Below are 19,049 nucleotides of genomic sequence, written 5' to 3' on the forward strand. Positions count from 1 at the left end.
TATTCCAGTTGACGCAGTCGGGCGGGCGCAGAGCGCCCCTCCTCAGGTCCGACGGCGCAGAAGCACCGAGTCCCATCCCGGTAGCGCCTCCGGCAGGCCCGCGTGGGCAGAGCCGGGCTGAACGTCCGGATCGGCGGCGCGCAGCACCTGCTCGGCCCCGCTCCACTCCTCTAACTGCAGGCCCTCGGCCGCGAGCGCCGTCAGCAGACCGCTCTGCCCGGTCAGGGGCAGGTCCTCGCGGGCGCACTGGGCGATGAGCAGCAGCTGCTCGATGCCGCCGCCCTGCGTCTCGGGGGCGCGCCACTGGCGCAGGATGACCCAGGCGGTGGGGTGGTCGGCGGCCAGGAGCCGGAAGGTGCCCAGGGCGAGGGCGTCGTCGTCGTGCCGCAGGGCGATGAGCTGGCGGTAGTGCTCGAAGACGCTGCCAGGTACTCCCACCTGGGCGGCGGCGTTGACGGTGCCGTGGTCGGGGGCCAGGGCGATCCAGGGCTCGCCGGTGGTGAATCCGGCCTTCTCGCTGCTGTCCCAGTGGACGGGGGTGCGGGCGTTGTCGCGGGATACGGGGGCGATGCCGGCCAGGACGGCGGCCGGGTCGTCGCCGGCGCGCACGCGCTCGTGGAAGTGGTTGACGGACTCCAGGTCCCGGTAGTCCTCGATGCCACGGAAGACCGTGTTGGCCATGCCCAGTTCTTCGCCCTGGTAGATGTAGGGGGTGCCGCGGTGGGTGTGGAGGATCGTGGCGAGGGTCTTGGCCGAGCGGACGCGCCAGGCGGGGTCGTCATCGCCGAATCGGGAGACGGCGCGGGGCTGGTCATGGTTGTCCCAGTAGGCGGAGTTCCAGCCCTTCTCCGCGCTCACGGCACCGGTGGGGGTCGTGTCGGGAGCGAGGGCGGCCTGCCAGTGGGCCAGGTTCTGCTTGAGGGTGACCAGCTCGAGGGGCTGGGGGTCGAACTTGCCGCCGGGCCCGTCGGTGAGGCAGACGTGCTCGAACTGGAAGACCATGTCGAGCTCACCTCGGGCGGGGTCGGTGTAGAGGGTGGCCTCGGCGCTGGTGGCCCCGGGCATCTCTCCGACGGTCAGGACGTGGCCGGGCCGCGGTGCGAGGACCTGCTGGTTCATCTCGTGCAGGAACTCGTGAATACGGGGGCCGTTGGCGACGGCGGCGAAGGCGTTGCCGTAGAGGTCACCCTCGCCCTGGGGCGCGTCAGTGAGCGGGTAGGTCTTGGAGATGAGGTTGATGACGTCCATGCGGAAGCCGTCGACGCCGCGCTCCAGCCACCAGGTCATCATCTCGTGGATGGCGCGGCGCACCTGCGGGTTCTCCCAGTTGAGGTCGGGCTGCTTGGGTGAGAAGAGGTGCAGGTAGAACTCCTGGCTCTCCTCATCCCAGGCCCAGGCCGACCCGGAGAAGGCCGATCCCCAGTTGGTGGGCTCGGTGCCCGGCTGCCCGGGGGCGAGCCCGTCGACCTGCCGGGCGGGCCGCCAGATGTACCAGTCGCGCTTGGGGTCGTCCTTGGAGGAGCGGCTGGCGGTGAACCAGGGGTGCTCGTCGCTGGTGTGGTTGACGACGAGGTCCATGACCAGGCGCATGCCGCGACAGTGCAGTCCCTCGATGAGGGCGTCGAGGTCGGTCAGGGATCCGAAGAGGGGGTCGATGTCCTGGTAGTCGGAGATGTCGTAGCCGTTGTCGTCCTGAGGGGAGCGGTAGACGGGGCTGAGCCACACGACGTCGACACCCAGCTCGTCGAGGTGGTCCAGTCGGCTGGTCAGGCCGGGGATGTCACCGATTCCGTCGCCGTCGGAGTCGGCGAAGGAACGGGGGTAGACCTGGTAGACGACGGCGCGGCGCCACCAGTCCGGATCGTCGCCGACGTGGTGGGCAGAGACAACCAGGGGTGCGGGAGAGGTCACGGGCGACTTCCTTCCTACCGGACAGGGGGATGCGAGGAAAGCGGGGCAGGGTCGGGTGCGTGAGGGACTGCCCCTGCTCCGCCACCAGGGCTGACGGGGTCTTGCGGGCCGGTACCGATTGTGTCAGAACCAGCCCGGGAGGAGGGCCGATTAAGATGAGTTCTCGCGCCTCACTCGGGGCGCCGCCTCTCCCACCGCTCCCCGTGACGACTCCTGCTGTGAAAGGCCGACCGTTGGTTTCTCCTCTCCGCGATGCCCCTGACACTCCGCGCCCGGCCGCAGCCCGCCCTGAGGCGGTCATTGCCGGGACCTCGTCGGAGGAGTCCGGCTACCGGTTCACGGTGCTCACCTCTCGGCTCATCCGCATGGAGCACTCCCCCACGGGCGTCTTCACCGACGCCGCCACCCAGCTGGTCGTCAACCGCGACCTGGGCGAGACGCCGTCGTTCCGGGTGGTGCACGGCCAGGACCGCCTGGAGATCATCACCGAGCATCTGCACCTGACCCATGTGCCCTCCCTGGGATTCTCCCCCGCCGGGCTCAGCGTCAGGTTGCGTTCGACGGCGCTGCACGCCCACGGCGGCACCTGGCACCACGGCGACGTGTGGGATCCGGACGAGACCTTCCCGACGAACCTGGGCGGCACCACCCGCACCCTCGATGAGGCCGACGGCGCCGTCGCCCTCGGTCCGGGCCTGCTGAGTCTCAACGGCATCACCGCCCTGGACGACTCGGCCGCGCTGCTGCTCACCCAGGACGAGTGGGTCCAGCCCCGTGAGCCCGGCAACCGCCTGGCCGACGGGGCGCAGGACCTCTACGTGTTCGGCTACGGCCAGGACTACCAGGAGGCGCTGCGGGACTTCTTCCGCCTCACCGGGCCGAGCCCCCTCATCCCGCGGGCGCTACTGGGCAACTGGTGGAGCCGCTACCACCCCTACAGCGACCAGGAGTACCTGGCGCTCATGGACCGCTTCGCCGCCGAGGAACTGCCCTTCTCCGTGGCCGTCGTCGACATGGACTGGCACGTCACCGACATCGACCCGGCGATCGGCACGGGATGGACCGGCTACACCTGGAACCGGGAGCTGTTCCCCAACCCGGCGGCTTTCCTGGCCGGCCTGCACGAGCAGGGCATGCTCACCACGCTCAACGTGCACCCGGCCCAGGGGGTGCGCCGCCACGAGGAGGCCTATGAGGAGGTCTGCGCCGACCTGGGCCTGGATGCGAGCACCGGGGAGGACGTGCCCTTCAACATCGCCGACCGGGACTTCGTGGGCTCCTACCTCTCGCGCCTCCACCATCCCCTGGAGGACGAGGGCGTGGACTTCTGGTGGCTGGACTGGCAGCAGGGCGGCTCCACGACGGTTCCCGGCCTGGACCCGCTGTGGATGCTCAACCACGTCCACTACCTCGACTCGGGCCGCGAGCGCCCGGCGGCCGACGGTGGCGTGGAGCGGCGCCGACCGGTGACCTTCTCTCGCTTCGCCGACGCCTCGAGCCACCGCACCCCGGTGGGCTTCTCCGGGGACACGATCATCAGCTGGGACTCCCTGCGCTTCCAGCCGCGCTTCACGGCCACGGCCGCCAACATCGGCTACTTCTGGTGGTCCAACGACATCGGCGGGCACATGCTGGGCGGCAGCGACGACACGATGGCGGCCCGCTGGTTCCAGCTGGGATGCTTCTCCCCCATCAACCGCCTGCACTCGTCGAACTCGGGCTTCACCTCCAAGGAGCCGTGGCGCTACTCGCGTGACGCGCGCGCCACGATGGAGGCGCACCTGCGGCTGCGTCACCGGCTGGTGCCCTACCTGTACACGTGGGCGCGCCGCTCGGCGGGTGAAGGCATCGCTCCAGTGCGTCCGGTCTACCACGACCACCCGCGTGAGCTGGCCGCCTACGAGCACCGGGGCAGCTTCTGCTTCGGGGACCTGCTGGTGGTGCCCTTCACCTCCCCGCTCGATGTGGCCACCGGCCTGGGGCGGGAGCTGACCTGGCTGCCCGACGGCGTCTGGTACGACCTGCCCACGGGGCGCCGCTATGAGGCCACCACCGGCGGACGCGGGCGCATGCTGAGCCTGTCGCGCCCCCTGGACCGGATCGGGGTGCTGGCCCGGGCCGGCTCCGTCATCCCCCTGGCCGGGAACCTGACGGAGGCGGCCGGGGACAATCCGCGTGAGCTGGAGATCGTCGTCGTGCCCGGGGGCTCGGGGAGCTTCACCCTGGAGGAGGACGACGGCTCGGCCCAGCCCGGGCAGGACCAGATCGCCCGCACCCACATGGCGCTGACCTGGCCCGACGCCGAGGAGGAGGACGGCGCCGACGTGGTGCTGCGCATCCGCCTGGAGGGGGCGGCCGAGGTCGTGCCGGCCTCGCGGCTGGTGACGGTGCGACTCCTGGCCGGCCAGGTGGCCGGCGCCTGGCTGGGGGTGGGTGAGCGGGCGCGCCGGCTGGCCACCGAGGAGGTCAGCGGTGACGGCTTCACCCTGGGGGCCGGGACGCTGGTGCACCTGGAGGAGCTGAGCCGCCAGGAGCTCATCGACGGCGTCCAGCTGGTCCTCCGCGGCACGAAGCACTCCCCAGCCGACTGGCGTGAAGAGGTCCACGCGATCCTGGACGCCGCGCGCGTGGAGTACATGGCCAAGGACCTGGCTTGGGACGCGGTACAGCGGGGTCTGAGCGGAACCGCCCTGCTGGGTGAGCTCGAGGCCCTGGGCCTGCCGGAGACGCTGCGGGCGGCCGTGGCCGAGGTGCTCCCCCACTCCTGAACAGGCTCTGAGCGCCGACTCCGGCGGGTCGGCTCGAACCGGCCGACGGGCGTGTCGGGCCGCCGCTAGGCTGCTGGGTATGAGTGAGACCCCCACCCCACGCTTCCCGGAGGCAGAGCCCTACTTCGAGGGCGACGAGCGCACCAACCGCGAGCGCATGCTCGCCGGTGACTGGTACGTCGCCGACGACCCGGACAATGCCAGGATCGCCGCCCACGCCCGCACAATGCTCCACCGCTTCGAGCGGGCCTTCGCCGAGGGCGAGGAGAACTGCTGGGACCTGCTGCGCTCAGCGATCCCGGGACTGGGCGACAAGGCACACCTGCTGCCGCCGGTGCGCGTGGACTACGGGGACAACATCGCCGTGGGTGAGGGGACCTTCGTCAACTACGGGCTCGTGGCCCTCGACGTCGCCCAGATCAGTATCGGCGCGCACTGCCAGATCGGTCCGAACGTCCAGCTGCTCACGCCGGTCCACCCCCTGGAGCCGACGCCGCGCGCCTGCTCCCTGGAGGCGGCCGACCCCATCACGATCGGGGACAACGTGTGGCTGGGCGGCGGGGTCATCGTCTGCCCGGGTGTGACCATCGGGGACAACTGCGTCATCGGCGCGGGCTCGGTAGTCACCAAGGACATTCCCGCCAGCAGCCTGGCGGTGGGCAACCCGGCCCGGGTCCTGCGCCAGCTGGACGACTCCACCTTCGGCCCCCGCCATCAGCACCCGCCTCAGGAGACGCCGCAATGAACCCCGAGACCTTTTCCGACCTGGCCGCTTCCCGGCACTCCGTGCGGGACTTCCGGACCGATCCCGTACCACCAGAGGTCATCGAGGAGATCCTGGAGGATGCCCGCCAGGCACCGAGCTGGTCCAACACCCGCCCCTTCATGGTGGCGCTGGCCACCGGTGAGCAGGCGGACCGTCTGCGCGCGGCCTACGTCAAGGAGTTCGACGCCGCCCTCCCCCTCCAGCACAAGGAACCCGGGGCAATGGCCCGCCTGGCCCTGAGCGGCAAGGCGCCCGACGGCGACTACCCGACCTGGGCGCCCTACCCCGCGGACCTGCTGCCCCACTCCCAGGCGGTCGGCGGCCGGCTGTACGCGCACATGGGCATCGGCCGCAAGGACCGCGAGGCCCGTGATGCGGCCGCCCGCCGCAACTGTGAGGCCTTCGGCGCCCCGGTCATCGGTTTCGTCCTGGTCCACGAGGGCCTTATGCCCTTCGCGGCGCTCGACGCCGGGATCATGCTGCAGACCCTGTTCCTGTCCGCCAAGGCCCACGGCGTCGACTCCTGCCCCCTGGGGGTCCTGGCCACCTGGCGCCGTCCCTTCGACGCCGAGTTCGAGGCGCCGTCGGACTACCGCCTCATCACGGGCTTCGCCCTGGGCTACGCCTCCGAGGCCCCGGTCAACGACTTCCGGGCCGAGCGGCGCCCCGTGCGCCTGGTGCCGAGCCGCAGCTGATCCGGTTGCGGCCCGCTCAGGCCGTCACCGCCCGTAGTACTCGACGTCGCGGTCGTACCTTAAGCCTCGCGTTCGAGGGGTAGAGGGTACGACCGCGCGCCCTATGGTACGAACACACAGTGCTCCGTCCTGGTTTCGTGACGGATCCTAGGCCGGCTGCGTGCCGTCCAGTGCGGCCTGAGGCGAGCGGCGCCACCGCGGCGGGACGACGAGCCCGCGCCGGCGGACCGCCAGCAGCATGGCCACACCGGCCGCGGTGCACAGCACGACCGCGACGACGGAGGCCTCGATCCCCATGACTCCACCGGTGAGAAGGTCGGGGCCGGTGAAGCGGGCCTCGATGAGTCCGCGTCCCGACCCGGTGCCGGAGATGTCGGAGCCGAAGATGCCGCCCTGGACGAAGTTCCAGGCGGCGTGCAGCCCGATCGCCAGCCACAGGCGCCGGGTGAGCAGGTAGCAGGCGCCCAGCAGGATGCCCGCCTCCAGTGCGATCGCCACCGCACCGAAGACGGTGGCTTGAGGGTTGCCGAGGTGGGCAGCGCCGAAGAACACCGCGGTGATGGCCAGCGCCCACCAGGTCCCCAGCCACCCCTCGATGAGGCGGAGCATGACACCTCTGACGAGGATCTCCTCGGTGAATCCGGCGACGATACCGGCTTGGAGGCCGACGAGGATCCCCGTGTTCCAACCGACGTCCACCACGTGATAGGAACCGAGCAGGGCCAGGACCGCGATGACGGCACCCATGAGCAGCGCACCCATGGCCAGGCCGGCCAGGAGCTCACGCAGTGCCGCCCCGCGCCCGCCCAGCTCGATGACGGGCCGGCCACCGACGAAGCGCACCAGCAGCCAGTACCCGAGCACGGTCAGGGGCACGGCACTGATTGAGACGATGAACGCGACACCCGGGCGGGCTGCCGCCCCGCCCCAGTGTCGCACGAGTCCAGTCGCCACCGCCAGCAGCCCGACGATCATCTGAGCGCCGAGGACGACCAGGATCCCCAGAAGGAGCTGGAGCCAGCCGAGGCGCTCCGCCTTCCGCGGAGGAATGCGCCACTGGGGACTGACCGGGACGAGCCGGTCCAGGAGGCGAGGAGCCCGCGGCTCCGCTGATGAAGTCGGGAAGGAGGCCGGGGCGTTCATGACCCCAGTGTTGCCCACCTGCCGGTCGCCACACCTCCCCCGCCAGGAGGAGCCGGCGCCCACTGCTATCAGCACAGTTCTCGATACCGCGGGAGGTGGGCGAAGGATGGAGCCGTCAGATCTTGGCGACGGGGGCGTAGCGCAGGATGAGGCGCTTGGTGGTGGGGGCACCGTCAATGACGAACTCGACGCGGGCGGTCAGGGATCGCCCCTTGCCCTCCAGGCCGACGACGGTGCCCACCCCGTAGGAGTCGTGGCGCACCTGGTCTCCGGTCCTCAGCCCGGCGACGGCTGCGGGTAGGTCCTCCGAGGCGGCAGCGCCGGCCGGCGAGAAGGCGCTCTGCTTGCCGCGGGCCTCGAGGCGGGCGGAGGCGCGCTTGGCGGCCCGGTCCTGGGCGGTCTCCACGCGCCCCAGCTTGCCCGAGCGCTTGGTGCCTGCGCCCACGGGCGGGGCGAAGTCATCGTCGTCGGAGTAGGAGCTCTGCCGGGGGGAGCCTGAACGCCGCCCGCCCGAGCCGAAACCGCCCTCGCCCCAGCTGCTGCCCCAGCCGGTGCCGCCGCCGCGCAGCGCCTCCATGGAGGAGGTCAGGCGCTTCCAGTCGATGGTCTCGTCCGGTACGTCGTCGAGGAAGCGGGAGGCGGGCATGGCGTTGGCGGCTCCCCAGGCCGAGCGTACGGCGGCGCGGGTGAGGTAGAGGCGCTCGCGGGCGCGGGTGAGGGCCACGTAGGCCAGGCGTCGTTCTTCGGCGAGCTCGGTCTCCTCGGCCAGGGAGCGGCTGTGGGGGAAGGTGCCGTCCTCCATGCCGGTGACGAAGACGACTGGGAACTCCAGGCCCTTGGCGGTGTGGACGGTCATGAGGGTGATCTGGCCCTGCTCCTCGGCCTGCCGGGCATCCTCGTCCTCCAGGTCGGCGCTGGGTGGGAGCTGGTCGGAGTCGGCCACGAGTGAGACGCGTTCGAGGAAGTCGGCCAGGGTGCCGTCGGGGTTGGCGGCCTGGAAGTCGCTGGCCACGGAGTGGAGCTCGGCGAGGTTCTCCACGCGGGTGGCGTCCTGGGGGTCGTCGCTGGCGCGCAGCTCGGCGAGGTAGCCGGAGGCGTCCAGGGCGGAGTCGAGGACGTCGGCGACGCCGTCGCCGGCGGTGACCATGTGGCGCAGGGTGGTGAGCAGCTCGTGGAAGCCGCGCACCTGGTTGCGGGCCCGGGTGGTCAGGCCCTCGACCTCGGGCGGCTCGTCAGTCCCGGTGGTGGAGGGTGCCTGTCCGTCGGTGTTCTCGGTTCCGTCCGTCTGGGCCTCGCGGGGGGCTCCGGCGGCGTCGGCGACGGCTTGCCCGAAGGAGACGGCGTAGCGGGCGGCGTGCTCGGCCAGGGCGCCCTCAGCCTTGTCCCCCAGGCCGCGTTTGGGGACGTTGAGGATGCGGCGCAGGTTGACGTCGTCGTCGGGGTTGTCGACGGCGCGCAGGTAGGCGATGGCGTCCTTGATCTCGCGGCGGTCGTAGAAGCGGGTGCCGCCGATGACCTTGTAGGGCTGGCCGGCGCGCATGAAGGCCTCTTCGAGGGCGCGGGACTGGGCGTTGGTGCGGTAGAAGACGGCGACGTCGCGGGGGCGTACGCCGTGCTCGTCGGCCAGGCGGTCGACCTCCTGGCTGATCCAGCGGGCCTCGTCGTGCTCGGAGTCGGCGACGTAACCGGTGATGGGGGCGCCGTCGCCGGCGGCGGTCCACAGGTTCTTCTCGCGCCGGCCGCTGTTGCGGGAGATGACGGCATTGGCGGCCGAGAGGATGTTCTGGGTGGAGCGGTAGTTCTGCTCCAGCAGGATGGTGCGCGCCGCGGGGTAGTCCTCCTCGAACTCCTCGATGTTGCGGATGGTGGCGCCGCGGAAGGCGTAGATGGACTGGTCGGAATCGCCGACGACGGTGAGCTCGCCCGGTGGCAGGGCCGAGCCGGCCCCGGAGGTGCCGGGCCCACCGACGAGCTCACGCACGAGGACGTACTGGGCGTGGTTGGTGTCCTGGTACTCGTCGACCAGGATGTGGCGGAAGCGGCGCCGGTACATCTCGGCTACGGCCGGGCGGGTCTGGAGCAGGGCGACGGTGCGCATGATGATGTCGTCGAAGTCCAGGGCGTTGGCGGCGCTCAGGCGCTGGGCGTAGGCGCGGTAGACCTCGGCGAGGTGGCGCTCCAGGGGGTTGGAGGTGACGGCCCGCTCGGCGAACTGGGCCGGGGTGATGAGCTCGTTCTTGAGGTCGGAGATGCGGTGGGCGAAGGTCTTGGGGGTGAAGCGCTTGGGGTCGATGCCCAGCTCACGCACGATGAGGGTGATGAGGCGGGTGGAGTCGGCGGCATCGTAGATGGAGAAGGTGGAGCGCAGGCCGGCGGCCTCGTGCTCGCGGCGCAGGATGCGTACGCAGGCGGAGTGGAAGGTGGAGACCCACATGCGCTCGCCGGCGGGGCCCACCAGGGCGGTGACGCGTTCGCGCATCTCGGCGGCGGCCTTGTTGGTGAAGGTGATGGCCAGGATCTCGCCGGGGCGGGCGCGTCCGGTGGCGATGAGGTGAGCGATGCGGTGGGTCAGGACCCGGGTCTTGCCCGATCCCGCGCCGGCGATGATGAGCAGGGGGGCGCCGGCGTGGGTGACGGCGGCCTCCTGGGCGGGGTTGAGGCCGGAGAGCAGCTCGGCCGGGTCTGAGACCGTCACGCCCCAGGCGGGGCCGGAGGACTGGCCCGACCGCGCGGCGCCGTCGGCTCGGGTGCGGGCCGCGGCGGCGTTGGCCTGGGCGCGGGCGACGAGGGCGGAGACCTCGTCCTGGCGCTCCTCCCAGGTGGGGGCTGCGGCGGACTCGTCCTCAGGCGGTGAGGCGTCCTCGGGGCCCCAGTCCTCCTCCGGGGCCTCGACGTCGGCCCAGGAGTCGTCGTCGAAGGAGCCTGCGGCGGGGACGAGGGCGGGTAGCGCGGCCTCGGGCGGCGGTGTGGCCGCACCGCCGGAGCCGGGCATGGGCAGGGCGCCGAAGAGGGAGTTCATCGCGTTCATCGTGAGGCCAAGCCTAGGCCAGGCCACCGACATGTCCCGCTTTCCCCGCCGCACCGCCCGCCTTCACAGTACGTTGTGAACAGGTTGCGAAAGCCGCTGCGAGAGGAACCCAGATGCGCACCATCGCCCTGTACACGACCGAGACCATGGCGGACTGGGAGTACGCCTACCTCACCACTCAGATCGCGGGCGCGGAGCAGCTCAAGCCCGGTCGCTTTCGGCTCCTGCTCGTGGGCGACGGGCTGAATCCGGTGCGCACGCTCGGCAACCTGCCACTGACGCCTGAGGCCGACCTCGACACCCTGCAGGCCCTGGCCGACGACAGCTCGCTCGCAGCCCTGGTCATCCCTGGAGGAGACCACTACGAGGCCGGGCACGACCGGCTCATCGAGGCAGTCGGCCGTCTCGTGGATGAGGAGATTCCGGTGGCGGCCATCTGCGGTGCCACACTTCTGCTGGCCCGCGGTGGTTTCCTGGACGAGCGCCGCCACACCTCGAATGCCGCCCAGTACCTGGAGGCCAGTGGATACCGAGGCGGTGCGCACTATGTGGAGGCCCCAGTGGTGACCAACCGGGGCGTCACCACGGCCTCAGGCATTCACGCGGTCCCCTTCACCGCGGAGATCATGCGGATCACCGGGCTCGTGCCCGACGCTATGGCCGACACCTGGAAGCAGGTCTTCCTGAGCGCCCGGGAGGACGACTACATGGCACTCATGGAGGCGACCGCCGCCTGGCAGAACAGCTAACAGGATACGGTCAGCGCCTGCCGCCACAGGACAACGAGTCACTACGACACACCCCTGGCATCAGCGGCAAGCTGCGGCCGCTCGACTGAGCGACCTCTCCCCGAAGGGACCACAGAGCCCGCCCAAGGACACTTCCTTGCTCACCTAATACGAAACTCGTACTATACGTTCTACGTAGTAGGTTGATGCGAGCGCAGCGTATCGCCGTCGAGGGTCTACGAGGAGGCTTCCATGAGTCGATCGATCGAGTACCACCGGTTCGGCGGGCCAGAGGTCCTGGAGGAGGCCGAGCGCCCGGCGCAGGCACCCGGCGACGGAGAGGTACGCATCGCGGTGCGCGCCGTCGGGCTCAACCCCCTCGACTTCAAGACCTTCCGAGGCGATCTGCGAAGGCTTGAACGGGTTCAGCGCATCCTTCATCCTCGACGCTGGCTGGAGGGCGCATCCGCTCGCTTCCCCAGGGGCGTGGCCCGCGACTTCGCAGGCGTCATTGATGCCGTCGGTGCGAACGTCACCGACCTCGCCGTGGGCGATGCCGTGCTGGGCACCTTGCGAAGTGCGCCCGGTCAGGCCGACACCCGCGGGGCACTCACCACCGAGCTGGTGGCACCCGCCGACGACGTCATCACGAAGCCGGCTCCACTTTCCTTCACGCAGGCGGCCTGCCTGGGTGTAGCTGCACAAACCGCGTGCGGCGCATTCAGGCAGCTGAACCTGCACGATGGCGATGTCATTGTCATCAGTGCCGCCGCGGGCGGTGTGGGGTCGGTCGCCGTTCAGCTGGCCGTGAGCCGAGGCGCCACCGTCATCGGAATCGCCGGCGCCCGCAACATGGGCTACCTCCGCTCCTTGGGTGCCATTCCGGTCACCTACGGCGAGAATCTGACCAGCCGGGTTCGCGACGCGGCTCCCTCCCCCGTCACCAAGCTCCTGGACTGCTACGGCGGCACCTACGTACGGCTTGGCCGCGATCTCGGACTGACGGGCCGTTCCATCGGCACCCTGGTTCCCTCGCCCGCAGCAATCCTCAGGGGCGCGCAGTTCACCGGCTCACGGCACAGCAGTGGATGCAGCGACCTCGAGGAGGTGGCAGAGCTGGTGGCGGATGACGCCATCAAGGTTGAGGTCGCCCACACCTACTCCTTCACACTGGAGCAGATTCGCGCCGCCTACACCGAGCTGGCAAAGGGCCACGTCCGCGGCAAGCTCGTCATCGATCTATCCTGACACTCATCCATCTTCACCCCGATCAGGAGGGCCGCTTGAGCGGAGGGATTCACGATCAGCGTCTCATCCGGGCGCTGCGCGCCATGAACAGCGAGCTCGCCGCCAGCAACCGCGCTGTCGCCGCGAAAACCGGGCTCAATGACAGCGACCTGGCGGTACTCGACGCCCTGCACCGCGACGGCCCGCAGACCCCCACCGCCCTCGCCCGCCGCACCCGGATGGGGACAACAACGATGACGAGCGTGCTGCGGCGACTCGTCCGCGATGGCTGGGTTGAGCGTCGCCCCAGCGAGACGGACCTGCGCTCCTTCACCATCCACGCCACGAGCGCTGATCGTCTCGCCGAGATATTCCTGCCCGCCAACCGGAAACTGACAGCTCTGGTGGACGGCTGGCCCGAGAGCCGGGTCAATCAGCTCATTGCGTTCCTGGAGGCCGCCACGACGGTGATCCACGAGTCGGCGGAGCAACTATCCTCCGCAGGCAGTCGCAACTCCTGAACCCGGTCGCACACCCATCCATGAACGGTGATTCCACATCCGCTCAAACTATGAAACCTCAACTCACCAGATGCGAGCGAGCATCACGCTGCCATCACAAGTACCCGCGGCACCGAGATCAGCCCAACTCCAACGCCGTCACTCAGGCCGCATAGACATCCTCAGCACCCCTCAGCACCGAGGACTTGAAGTAAGGATTCTTGACCGACTCAGCAACGACCAGGTCAATCTTTCTTCCGAAGATCCTCGTCAGCTCATCCTGCAGGCCGAAGAAATCCGCAAATCGATCCCCCCGGCCCGCCTGGAAGTCGACAAGAAAGTCGATGTCGCTGGCTTGGGGATCAAAATGATCGTTAAGCACTGATCCAAAGACACGCAACCGAGCAACACCAAACCGGGCGCATGCCTCCGACAGCACCTTGGTGTCGATCGCCACTTTCACCGCCACAGAACCATTTTCTCAGAACCGCGGAACGACGACCAGAGAACCGACCACGTCGGCCGCCGAGACGGTAGGCGGCCCGGCCACCTTTGCCTCGCTTACCGAAGAACCTACCGCACGGCGCGCAGGTAGCGGTCGCGGCCGGTGAGGTCCTGGCCGGTCTCGGCCTGCTTGAACCCGGCCCCGAGCGCGGCCGCGCGCAGCAGCGCCCCCTGCTCGTGGTCGTGCTCCATGACGAGCACCCCGCCGGTGCGCAGCAGCGCGACCGAGCGCACCAGGACGTCAATCGGAATCTCCAACCCGTCCGGGCCCCCGCCGTAGAGCGCCACCGTGGGCTCGTGCTGCTCCGTCTCAGTGTCCTCCACGGCGCCGGCCGGCACGTAGGGCGGGTTGGAGACAACGACGTCGACCTGCCCGTTGAGGTCGTGGAGGACCAGTGGGTCGGTGGCGTCGGCGTGGATCACCTCGACCCGACCGGGCACCAGCCGCTCGCAGTTCTCGCGGGCCAGAGACGCCGCGGTCTCACTGATCTCGACGGCGACCACCCGGGCCCCGGGCACCTCCTTGGCGACGCAGGCCGCGATCGCCCCCGAGCCGGTGCACAGGTCCGCGGTCAGGACCACTCCCCCACCGCCGTCCATGACCTCCCGAGCCGCCTCAATGGCGGCCCCGGCCACGACCTCGGTCTCCGGGCGCACGATGAACACGCCGGGACGGCTGATGAGCTCGGCGCCCCGCAGCCACATGCGGCCGATGATGTGCTGGAGCGGCTCGCGGCACTCGCGGCGCAGCACCAGTGCGTCATAGGCGGCCGGGAAGTCGCCGTCAGCGCCGTCGGCCAGCAACAGGGCCCGCCCCAGCAGGTGCTCAGCCAGGATTCGGGCATCGACCTGGGGGCTGGTCACGCCGGCCGCAGCCAGCCGACCGGCCGCCTGACGCACCAGCGCCCGCAGCCCGTAGCGGTCCACCGCGCCCGCCGGCGCGCCGCCGCACAACTCAGGAACCACTGCCCTCACCCACCTGGGATAACCGTTCGGCCTCGTCCATGGCGATGGCCGAGGCGATCACCGGGCCGAGGTCACCGTCAAGAACGGCGTCGAGGTTGTATGCCTTGAAGCCGGTGCGGTGGTCGGCGATCCGGTTCTCAGGGAAATTGTAGGTGCGGATGCGCTCGGAGCGGTCCACAGTGCGCACCTGACTGCGACGGGCCTGCGCCGCCTCGGCGGCGGCGGCCGCCGCACGCTCGGCCAGGAGCCGGGCCCTCAGGACCCGCATGGCCGCCTCCTTGTTCTGCAGCTGGGACTTCTCGTTCTGCATGGACACGACGATCCCCGTGGGCAGGTGCGTGATGCGCACGGCCGAGTCCGTGGTGTTGACGCTCTGGCCCCCCGGTCCCGAGGAGCGGAAGACGTCGATGCGCAGGTCGGCGGCGTCGATCTGGAGCTCACCAGGGTCATCGGCCTCCGGCATGACCAGGACGCCGGCGGCGGAGGTGTGGATGCGGCCCTGGGACTCGGTGACCGGGACGCGCTGGACGCGGTGGACGCCGCCCTCGTACTTCAGGTGCGCCCACACCCCGTCCTGGGGCTCCACGGGTCCGCGGGCCTTGATGGCCAGACGCACGTCCTTGTAACCGCCCAGGTCGGAGTCGGTGGCGTCCAGGACCTCCACGGCCCAGCCCTGCCGTTCAGCGTAGCGGGAGTACATGCGGGCCAGGTCGGAGGCGAACAGCGCCGACTCCTCGCCACCCTCACCGGCCTTGACCTCGATGATGACGTCGCGGGCGTCGTCGGGATCCCGGGGCACGAGGACCTCGCGCAGGTGCTCCCCGGCAGCGGCCTCGGCGGCCTCCAGGGCCGGCACCTCGGCGGCGAAGTCCTCGTCCTCCGCGGCCAGCTCGCGGGCGTCAGCCAGGTCGGCACTGGCCGACTGCCAGGCCCGGTAGGCGGCCACGACCCTGCCCAGCTCGGCGTAGCGGCGCCCCAGCCGACGCATGGCACCGGGGTCGGAGGCCGCGGGCCCGGCCATCTCGGCCTCGATATCCGCGTACTCGGCCAGGAGCGGCTCTGCGGCGGAGAAGTCCTCACTCATGGACTCGGGTTCCTTCACTGGCTAGGAGTCGTGCTGACGGGCACCAGCGGCACTCGTGCGATATGCAAACGACGCCGACGGCGACTCTGGGAGCCGGCCGCCGGCGTCGTGAGACGCGGCTACTTGCTGCGCTTGCCGTACCGGGCCTCGAAGCGGGCGACGCGGCCACCGGTGTCGAGGATCTTCTGCTTGCCGGTGTAGAACGGGTGGCAGGCCGAGCACACGTCCACGCGGATCTCACCAGAGGTGACGGTGGAACGGGTCTCGAAGGTGTTGCCACAGGTGCACGTGACCGTGGTGGCCACGTAGTCGGGGTGGATGCCCTGCTTCATAGGTTTCTCCTTAAGCGTCAGAGGGTCCCGGGTCCCACGCGGGAGCGAGGGTGAACCGGAGGCCAGCAGCAGATTTTGCCACTGTCTCACGCGCCGTCGCAACGGCTGGGCCGCGTGAGACCGGGCACCTGGCCGGTTGCGTTACTCGTCCTCGCCGTCGGCCAGGGAGGTGCCGGCCGGGGTGGTCTTGGACAGCACCATGAGGAACTCGGCGTTGGACTGGGTGTCCTTGAGCTTGGAGAGCACCAGCTCGATGGCCTGCTGCTGCTCCAGCCCGGCGAAGAGGCGGCGCAGACGCCACATGATCTTGAGCTGGGCGGGGTCGATGAGCAGCTCCTCGCGGCGGGTGCCGGAGGCCGCCACGTCCACGGCCGGGAAGATGCGCTTGTCGGCGAGCTGGCGCGACAGCCGCAGCTCCATGTTTCCGGTCCCCTTGAACTCCTCGAAGATGACCTCGTCCATCTTGGAGCCGGTCTCCACCAGGGCCGTGGCCAGGATGGTCAGGCTGCCGCCGTTCTCCACGTTGCGGGCCGCCCCGAAGAAGCGCTTGGGCGGGTAGAGGGCGGAGGCGTCCACACCACCGGAGAGGATCCGGCCGCTGGCCGGGGCTGCCAGGTTGTAGGCGCGCCCGAGCCGGGTGATGGAGTCCAGCAGCACGACGACGTCCTGGCCCAGCTCCACGAGGCGCTTGGCGCGCTCGATGGCCAGCTCGGCGACGATCGTGTGGTCGGAGGCGGGGCGGTCGAAGGTGGAGGCGATGACCTCGCCCTTGACCGTGCGCTGCATGTCGGTGACCTCCTCGGGGCGCTCGTCGACGAGCACGACCATGAGGTGGGCCTCGGGGTTGTTGACACTAATGGCGTTGGCGATCTGCTGCAGGACGATCGTCTTACCCGCCTTGGGCGGGGAGACGATGAGCCCGCGCTGCCCCTTGCCGATGGGCGAGACCAGGTCGATGATCCGCGGGGTGACGGCCTTGGGCGTGGTCTCCAGGCGCAGCTGCTCCTGGGGGTAGAGGGGGGTGAGCTTGGCGAACTCGGGGCGGCGCTTGGAGCGCTCGGCGTCCATGCCGTTGACGGTCTCGACGCTGACCATGGGGTTGTACTTGACCCGGCCGGCCCGGTTCTGACGGCGGTTGTTGCGCCCGCCCTGGTGGGGCGTGGAGGACTCTCCGCCCTCGCGGACCCAGCCGGTCACGGCGTCGCCGGCACGCAGCCCGTTGTCCTTGATGAGCTGGTTGGAGACGTAGACGTCCTTGGGGCCGGGCAGGTACCCGGAGGTGCGCAGGTAGGCGTGCTGGTTGTCGGTGACGTCCAGGATGCCGGCGACCGGCAGGAGGACCTCGTCCTCACGCGGCTGGTTGCGGTTGCCGCGCCCGGCGGAGCCGTCCCGGCCCTCACGGCCGGAGTCACGGTCATCACGGTCGAAGCGGTCGCGTCCGCGCTTGCGGCCCCGACGACGGCGCCCACCGCGCTCCTCGTCGTAGCCGTCGGACTCGTCATTGCCGTCACGGCCCCGGCGCGAACGCTCCTGGGGCTCGACGACGGAGGTCCCGGTGGCGTCGGCCAGGTCCCGCATGAGGGCGGCCTTGGCGTCGGCGTGGTCCTCGGGTGAGTCGGTGCGGGGCTCGCGTGTGGCGCGCTCCTGGTTCTCGGGGGCGCCGGCGGAGGCCTGGGCACGCCGGCGGCCACGGCGGAACTGGTCGCGCGAGGAGCGCTCACCCCGCTCCGAGCGCCCGTGGGAGTCACGGTCATCGCCCTCAGTGGTCTCGGAGCGCTCGGCGCGCTCGCGCCACCGGCTGCGTGCGGGGCGCTCCTCGTCACGGCCGGAGCCGCTGTCCGAGTCGCTGCTGGAGGAGCCGGAGCGATCGGGCAGATCGAGGCCCAGGTCGAGGGCCGGTGCGGCCTGGCGCTCCTCGGGGGCTCCGGAGGCCGCGGTGGCGCGACGACGGCGGGAGCGCCCGGAGGCCGCGGCCGGGGGCTGCTCCGGTGCGGGCTCACTGGCCGCTGAGGCGGAGGAGGAGTCAGCGGCGTTGGTCGCCCGGGCATCGGGCGAGCTCTTCGACGTGCTGTGGGAGTCGGGAGTGGAGGCGGAGGAGCCGCGCGCCTCACGGATGGCGGCGACGAGCTCACTCTTACGCATACGGGAGGTGCCCTTGAGGCCCATGGAGCCGGCGAGCGACTGAAGCTCGGCCAGACGCATGGTGGAAAGCGAGGGCTGGGCGCTGGAGGTCTCGGTCACGAGTGTCCTAACGGTGTGATAACGCTCCGACAAAGGAGACGTTCAACTGGGGAGACTTCCCCGGAATCATTCACGGGGGTGGGTCATGCACTGCCGGCTTCTGCTGAGACCTGAGCCTCAGGTCCGGGGCTGGTGCGGTCAGCGGCATGGTGCGATCCGTGCGGCCGACAGCGTCATCATAGCAGCCCGGAGAAGCAGCACCTAACGGAACACTGGCGAGCAACGCCGGGGATGCAGCCGTTATTCCACCCATGACACTTCTCGCCGTCGCCGTGACGCCGGTGGGGCCGACCGCACACACGATCAGCCCCACCGGAATGATCGACTCGGACACCACCAAGCCGACTCTCGCCCTTCAAGCCCCCAGGCTCACGACCTCAACGACCTGCGAGAAGCGCCTCCATGGGCGCGAAGTCGGCCAACGGGTCAACCGGCGCCTGGCGCGGGAAGCGCTCCATGAGCGCGGCCAGCTCCCGCCCCGCCCGGGCCACGCGCTCGCTCAGGGGCGACTCGGGCCTCTTCGAGGATGATGGCCTCTGCCAGGCCGCACCGAAGTCCTCACTGGCCGCGAAGACAGCGGTCTGCGTCGGAAGGGCCTTCATGTAGACCACCAGCGGCCGCAGCGCCATCTCGGTCACAAGACTGTGCCGCGCGGTGCCGGCCGTCGCCCCCAGCAGGACGGGGACACCCTCAAGCGTGCCCGCCGGCAGCACATCCATGGCGGACTTGAACAGTCCGGAGTAGGAGGCCTGAAAGACCGGGCTGACCAGGATGACGCCGTCGGCGGCTGACAGGGCATCGATCACCTTCTGCAGGTCGGCGGACACCGGCCCACCCACACCGGCCAGGGCGATGTCCTTGACCAGGGGCCTGAGCCCGATGACCTCGATGCTGGCCAGGCGGGAGTCGGCCTCTAGGGCCTTGCGAGTCGACTCGGCCAGCCGCTCGGCGAGCATCTGGGAGGTCGAGGGCTCCGAGACCCCGGCGTGCAGAGCCACGATCCGGCTCAGACGCCCCATCTGGGTATTGGCGTAGGCGTCATAGGTCGGCGATCCGGCCAGGGACTGAGTGCCCCCGGAAGGGGCGACGGGCGCGGTCGTATCAGCGGTCATGTCATCCATCTCCTGCCTGTCACTCGTCGTGTCACGGGTTTCCC

15 protein-coding genes are annotated in these 19,049 nt (G+C 70.2%); 6 read left to right on the forward strand and 9 right to left on the reverse strand.

The window, feature by feature from the left end; all coding sequences use genetic code 11:
* Nucleotides 1-42: 42 nt before the first annotated feature.
* Nucleotides 43-1,911, reverse strand: coding sequence for an alpha-glucosidase (locus HMPREF9058_RS09835; protein WP_009406983.1), 1,869 nt, complete (start codon nucleotides 1,909-1,911; stop codon nucleotides 43-45).
* 233 nt (nucleotides 1,912-2,144) lie between these two features.
* On the opposite strand from HMPREF9058_RS09835, the gene HMPREF9058_RS09840 reads away from it, so the two are divergent.
* The 3 genes from HMPREF9058_RS09840 to HMPREF9058_RS09850 all read left to right on the forward strand — a co-directional run bounded on the left by HMPREF9058_RS09840 (nucleotide 2,145) and on the right by HMPREF9058_RS09850 (nucleotide 6,140).
* On the forward strand, nucleotides 2,145-4,679 hold the full coding sequence (locus HMPREF9058_RS09840) for a TIM-barrel domain-containing protein (RefSeq protein ID WP_009747770.1): 2,535 nt from the start codon (nucleotides 2,145-2,147) through the stop codon (nucleotides 4,677-4,679).
* 79 nt (nucleotides 4,680-4,758) lie between these two features.
* A complete protein-coding gene (locus HMPREF9058_RS09845; RefSeq protein ID WP_009407159.1) occupies nucleotides 4,759-5,424 on the forward strand; it encodes a sugar O-acetyltransferase in 666 nt (221 codons plus the stop codon).
* Nucleotides 5,421-6,140, forward strand: a complete 720-nt coding sequence (locus HMPREF9058_RS09850) for a nitroreductase (RefSeq protein ID WP_009407312.1) — start codon at nucleotides 5,421-5,423, stop codon at nucleotides 6,138-6,140. The genes HMPREF9058_RS09845 and HMPREF9058_RS09850 overlap by 4 nt, the downstream gene beginning before the upstream one ends.
* A 147-nt stretch (nucleotides 6,141-6,287) precedes the next feature.
* Here the strand turns inward: HMPREF9058_RS09850 and HMPREF9058_RS09855 are convergent, their stop codons facing one another.
* Together HMPREF9058_RS09855 and HMPREF9058_RS09860 are read right to left on the reverse strand one after the other, a co-directional pair.
* Nucleotides 6,288-7,283, reverse strand: coding sequence for a CPBP family intramembrane glutamic endopeptidase (locus HMPREF9058_RS09855; RefSeq protein ID WP_043538145.1), 996 nt, complete (start codon nucleotides 7,281-7,283; stop codon nucleotides 6,288-6,290).
* Between the two features lie 115 nt (nucleotides 7,284-7,398).
* Complete coding sequence (locus HMPREF9058_RS09860; RefSeq protein ID WP_043538147.1) at nucleotides 7,399-10,311, reverse strand: UvrD-helicase domain-containing protein; 2,913 nt, start codon at nucleotides 10,309-10,311, stop codon at nucleotides 7,399-7,401.
* A 113-nt stretch (nucleotides 10,312-10,424) separates the two neighbouring features.
* On the opposite strand from HMPREF9058_RS09860, the gene HMPREF9058_RS09865 reads away from it, so the two are divergent.
* The 3 genes from HMPREF9058_RS09865 to HMPREF9058_RS09875 all read left to right on the forward strand — a co-directional run bounded on the left by HMPREF9058_RS09865 (nucleotide 10,425) and on the right by HMPREF9058_RS09875 (nucleotide 12,787).
* Entirely contained in the window at nucleotides 10,425-11,060 is a 636-nt protein-coding gene (locus HMPREF9058_RS09865) for a DJ-1/PfpI family protein (RefSeq protein WP_009747948.1), read from the forward strand.
* Between the two features lie 231 nt (nucleotides 11,061-11,291).
* Nucleotides 11,292-12,287 (forward strand): NADP-dependent oxidoreductase, encoded by a 996-nt coding sequence (locus tag HMPREF9058_RS09870; protein WP_009747868.1) that lies wholly within the window; start codon nucleotides 11,292-11,294, stop codon nucleotides 12,285-12,287.
* Nucleotides 12,288-12,322: 35 nt separating this feature from the next.
* The gene (locus HMPREF9058_RS09875) at nucleotides 12,323-12,787 is read left to right on the forward strand and encodes a MarR family winged helix-turn-helix transcriptional regulator (RefSeq protein ID WP_009747951.1); all 465 of its coding nucleotides are present in this window, start codon (nucleotides 12,323-12,325) and stop codon (nucleotides 12,785-12,787) included.
* 142 nt (nucleotides 12,788-12,929) lie between these two features.
* Here the strand turns inward: HMPREF9058_RS09875 and HMPREF9058_RS09880 are convergent, their stop codons facing one another.
* From HMPREF9058_RS09880 to HMPREF9058_RS09905, 6 genes are all read right to left on the reverse strand, one after another.
* Nucleotides 12,930-13,235, reverse strand: coding sequence for a nucleotidyltransferase family protein (locus HMPREF9058_RS09880; RefSeq protein WP_009407339.1), 306 nt, complete (start codon nucleotides 13,233-13,235; stop codon nucleotides 12,930-12,932).
* A gap of 104 nt (nucleotides 13,236-13,339) precedes the next feature.
* Complete coding sequence (gene prmC / locus HMPREF9058_RS09885) at nucleotides 13,340-14,236, reverse strand: peptide chain release factor N(5)-glutamine methyltransferase (protein ID WP_009747883.1); 897 nt, start codon at nucleotides 14,234-14,236, stop codon at nucleotides 13,340-13,342.
* Nucleotides 14,226-15,320 carry a peptide chain release factor 1 gene (gene prfA / locus HMPREF9058_RS09890; protein ID WP_009407171.1) on the reverse strand — a complete coding sequence of 365 codons (1,095 nt, stop codon included), beginning with the start codon at nucleotides 15,318-15,320 and terminating at the stop codon, nucleotides 14,226-14,228. The genes prmC and prfA overlap by 11 nt, the downstream gene beginning before the upstream one ends.
* A gap of 119 nt (nucleotides 15,321-15,439) precedes the next feature.
* Nucleotides 15,440-15,652, reverse strand: a complete 213-nt coding sequence (gene rpmE / locus HMPREF9058_RS09895) for a 50S ribosomal protein L31 (RefSeq protein ID WP_003782958.1) — start codon at nucleotides 15,650-15,652, stop codon at nucleotides 15,440-15,442.
* Nucleotides 15,653-15,793: 141 nt separating this feature from the next.
* Nucleotides 15,794-17,893, reverse strand: coding sequence for a transcription termination factor Rho (gene rho / locus HMPREF9058_RS09900; protein WP_009747735.1), 2,100 nt, complete (start codon nucleotides 17,891-17,893; stop codon nucleotides 15,794-15,796).
* A 377-nt stretch (nucleotides 17,894-18,270) separates the two neighbouring features.
* Nucleotides 18,271-19,005: a CE1759 family FMN reductase gene (locus HMPREF9058_RS09905; protein ID WP_254654126.1), complete on the reverse strand. Its 735-nt coding sequence runs from the start codon at nucleotides 19,003-19,005 to the stop codon at nucleotides 18,271-18,273.
* Between the last annotated feature and the right edge of the window lie 44 nt (nucleotides 19,006-19,049).

It is taken from the genome of Actinomyces sp. oral taxon 175 str. F0384 (assembly GCF_000223355.1).
In the GTDB taxonomy this organism is placed as follows: Bacteria; Actinomycetota; Actinomycetes; order Actinomycetales; family Actinomycetaceae; genus Actinomyces; species Actinomyces oris.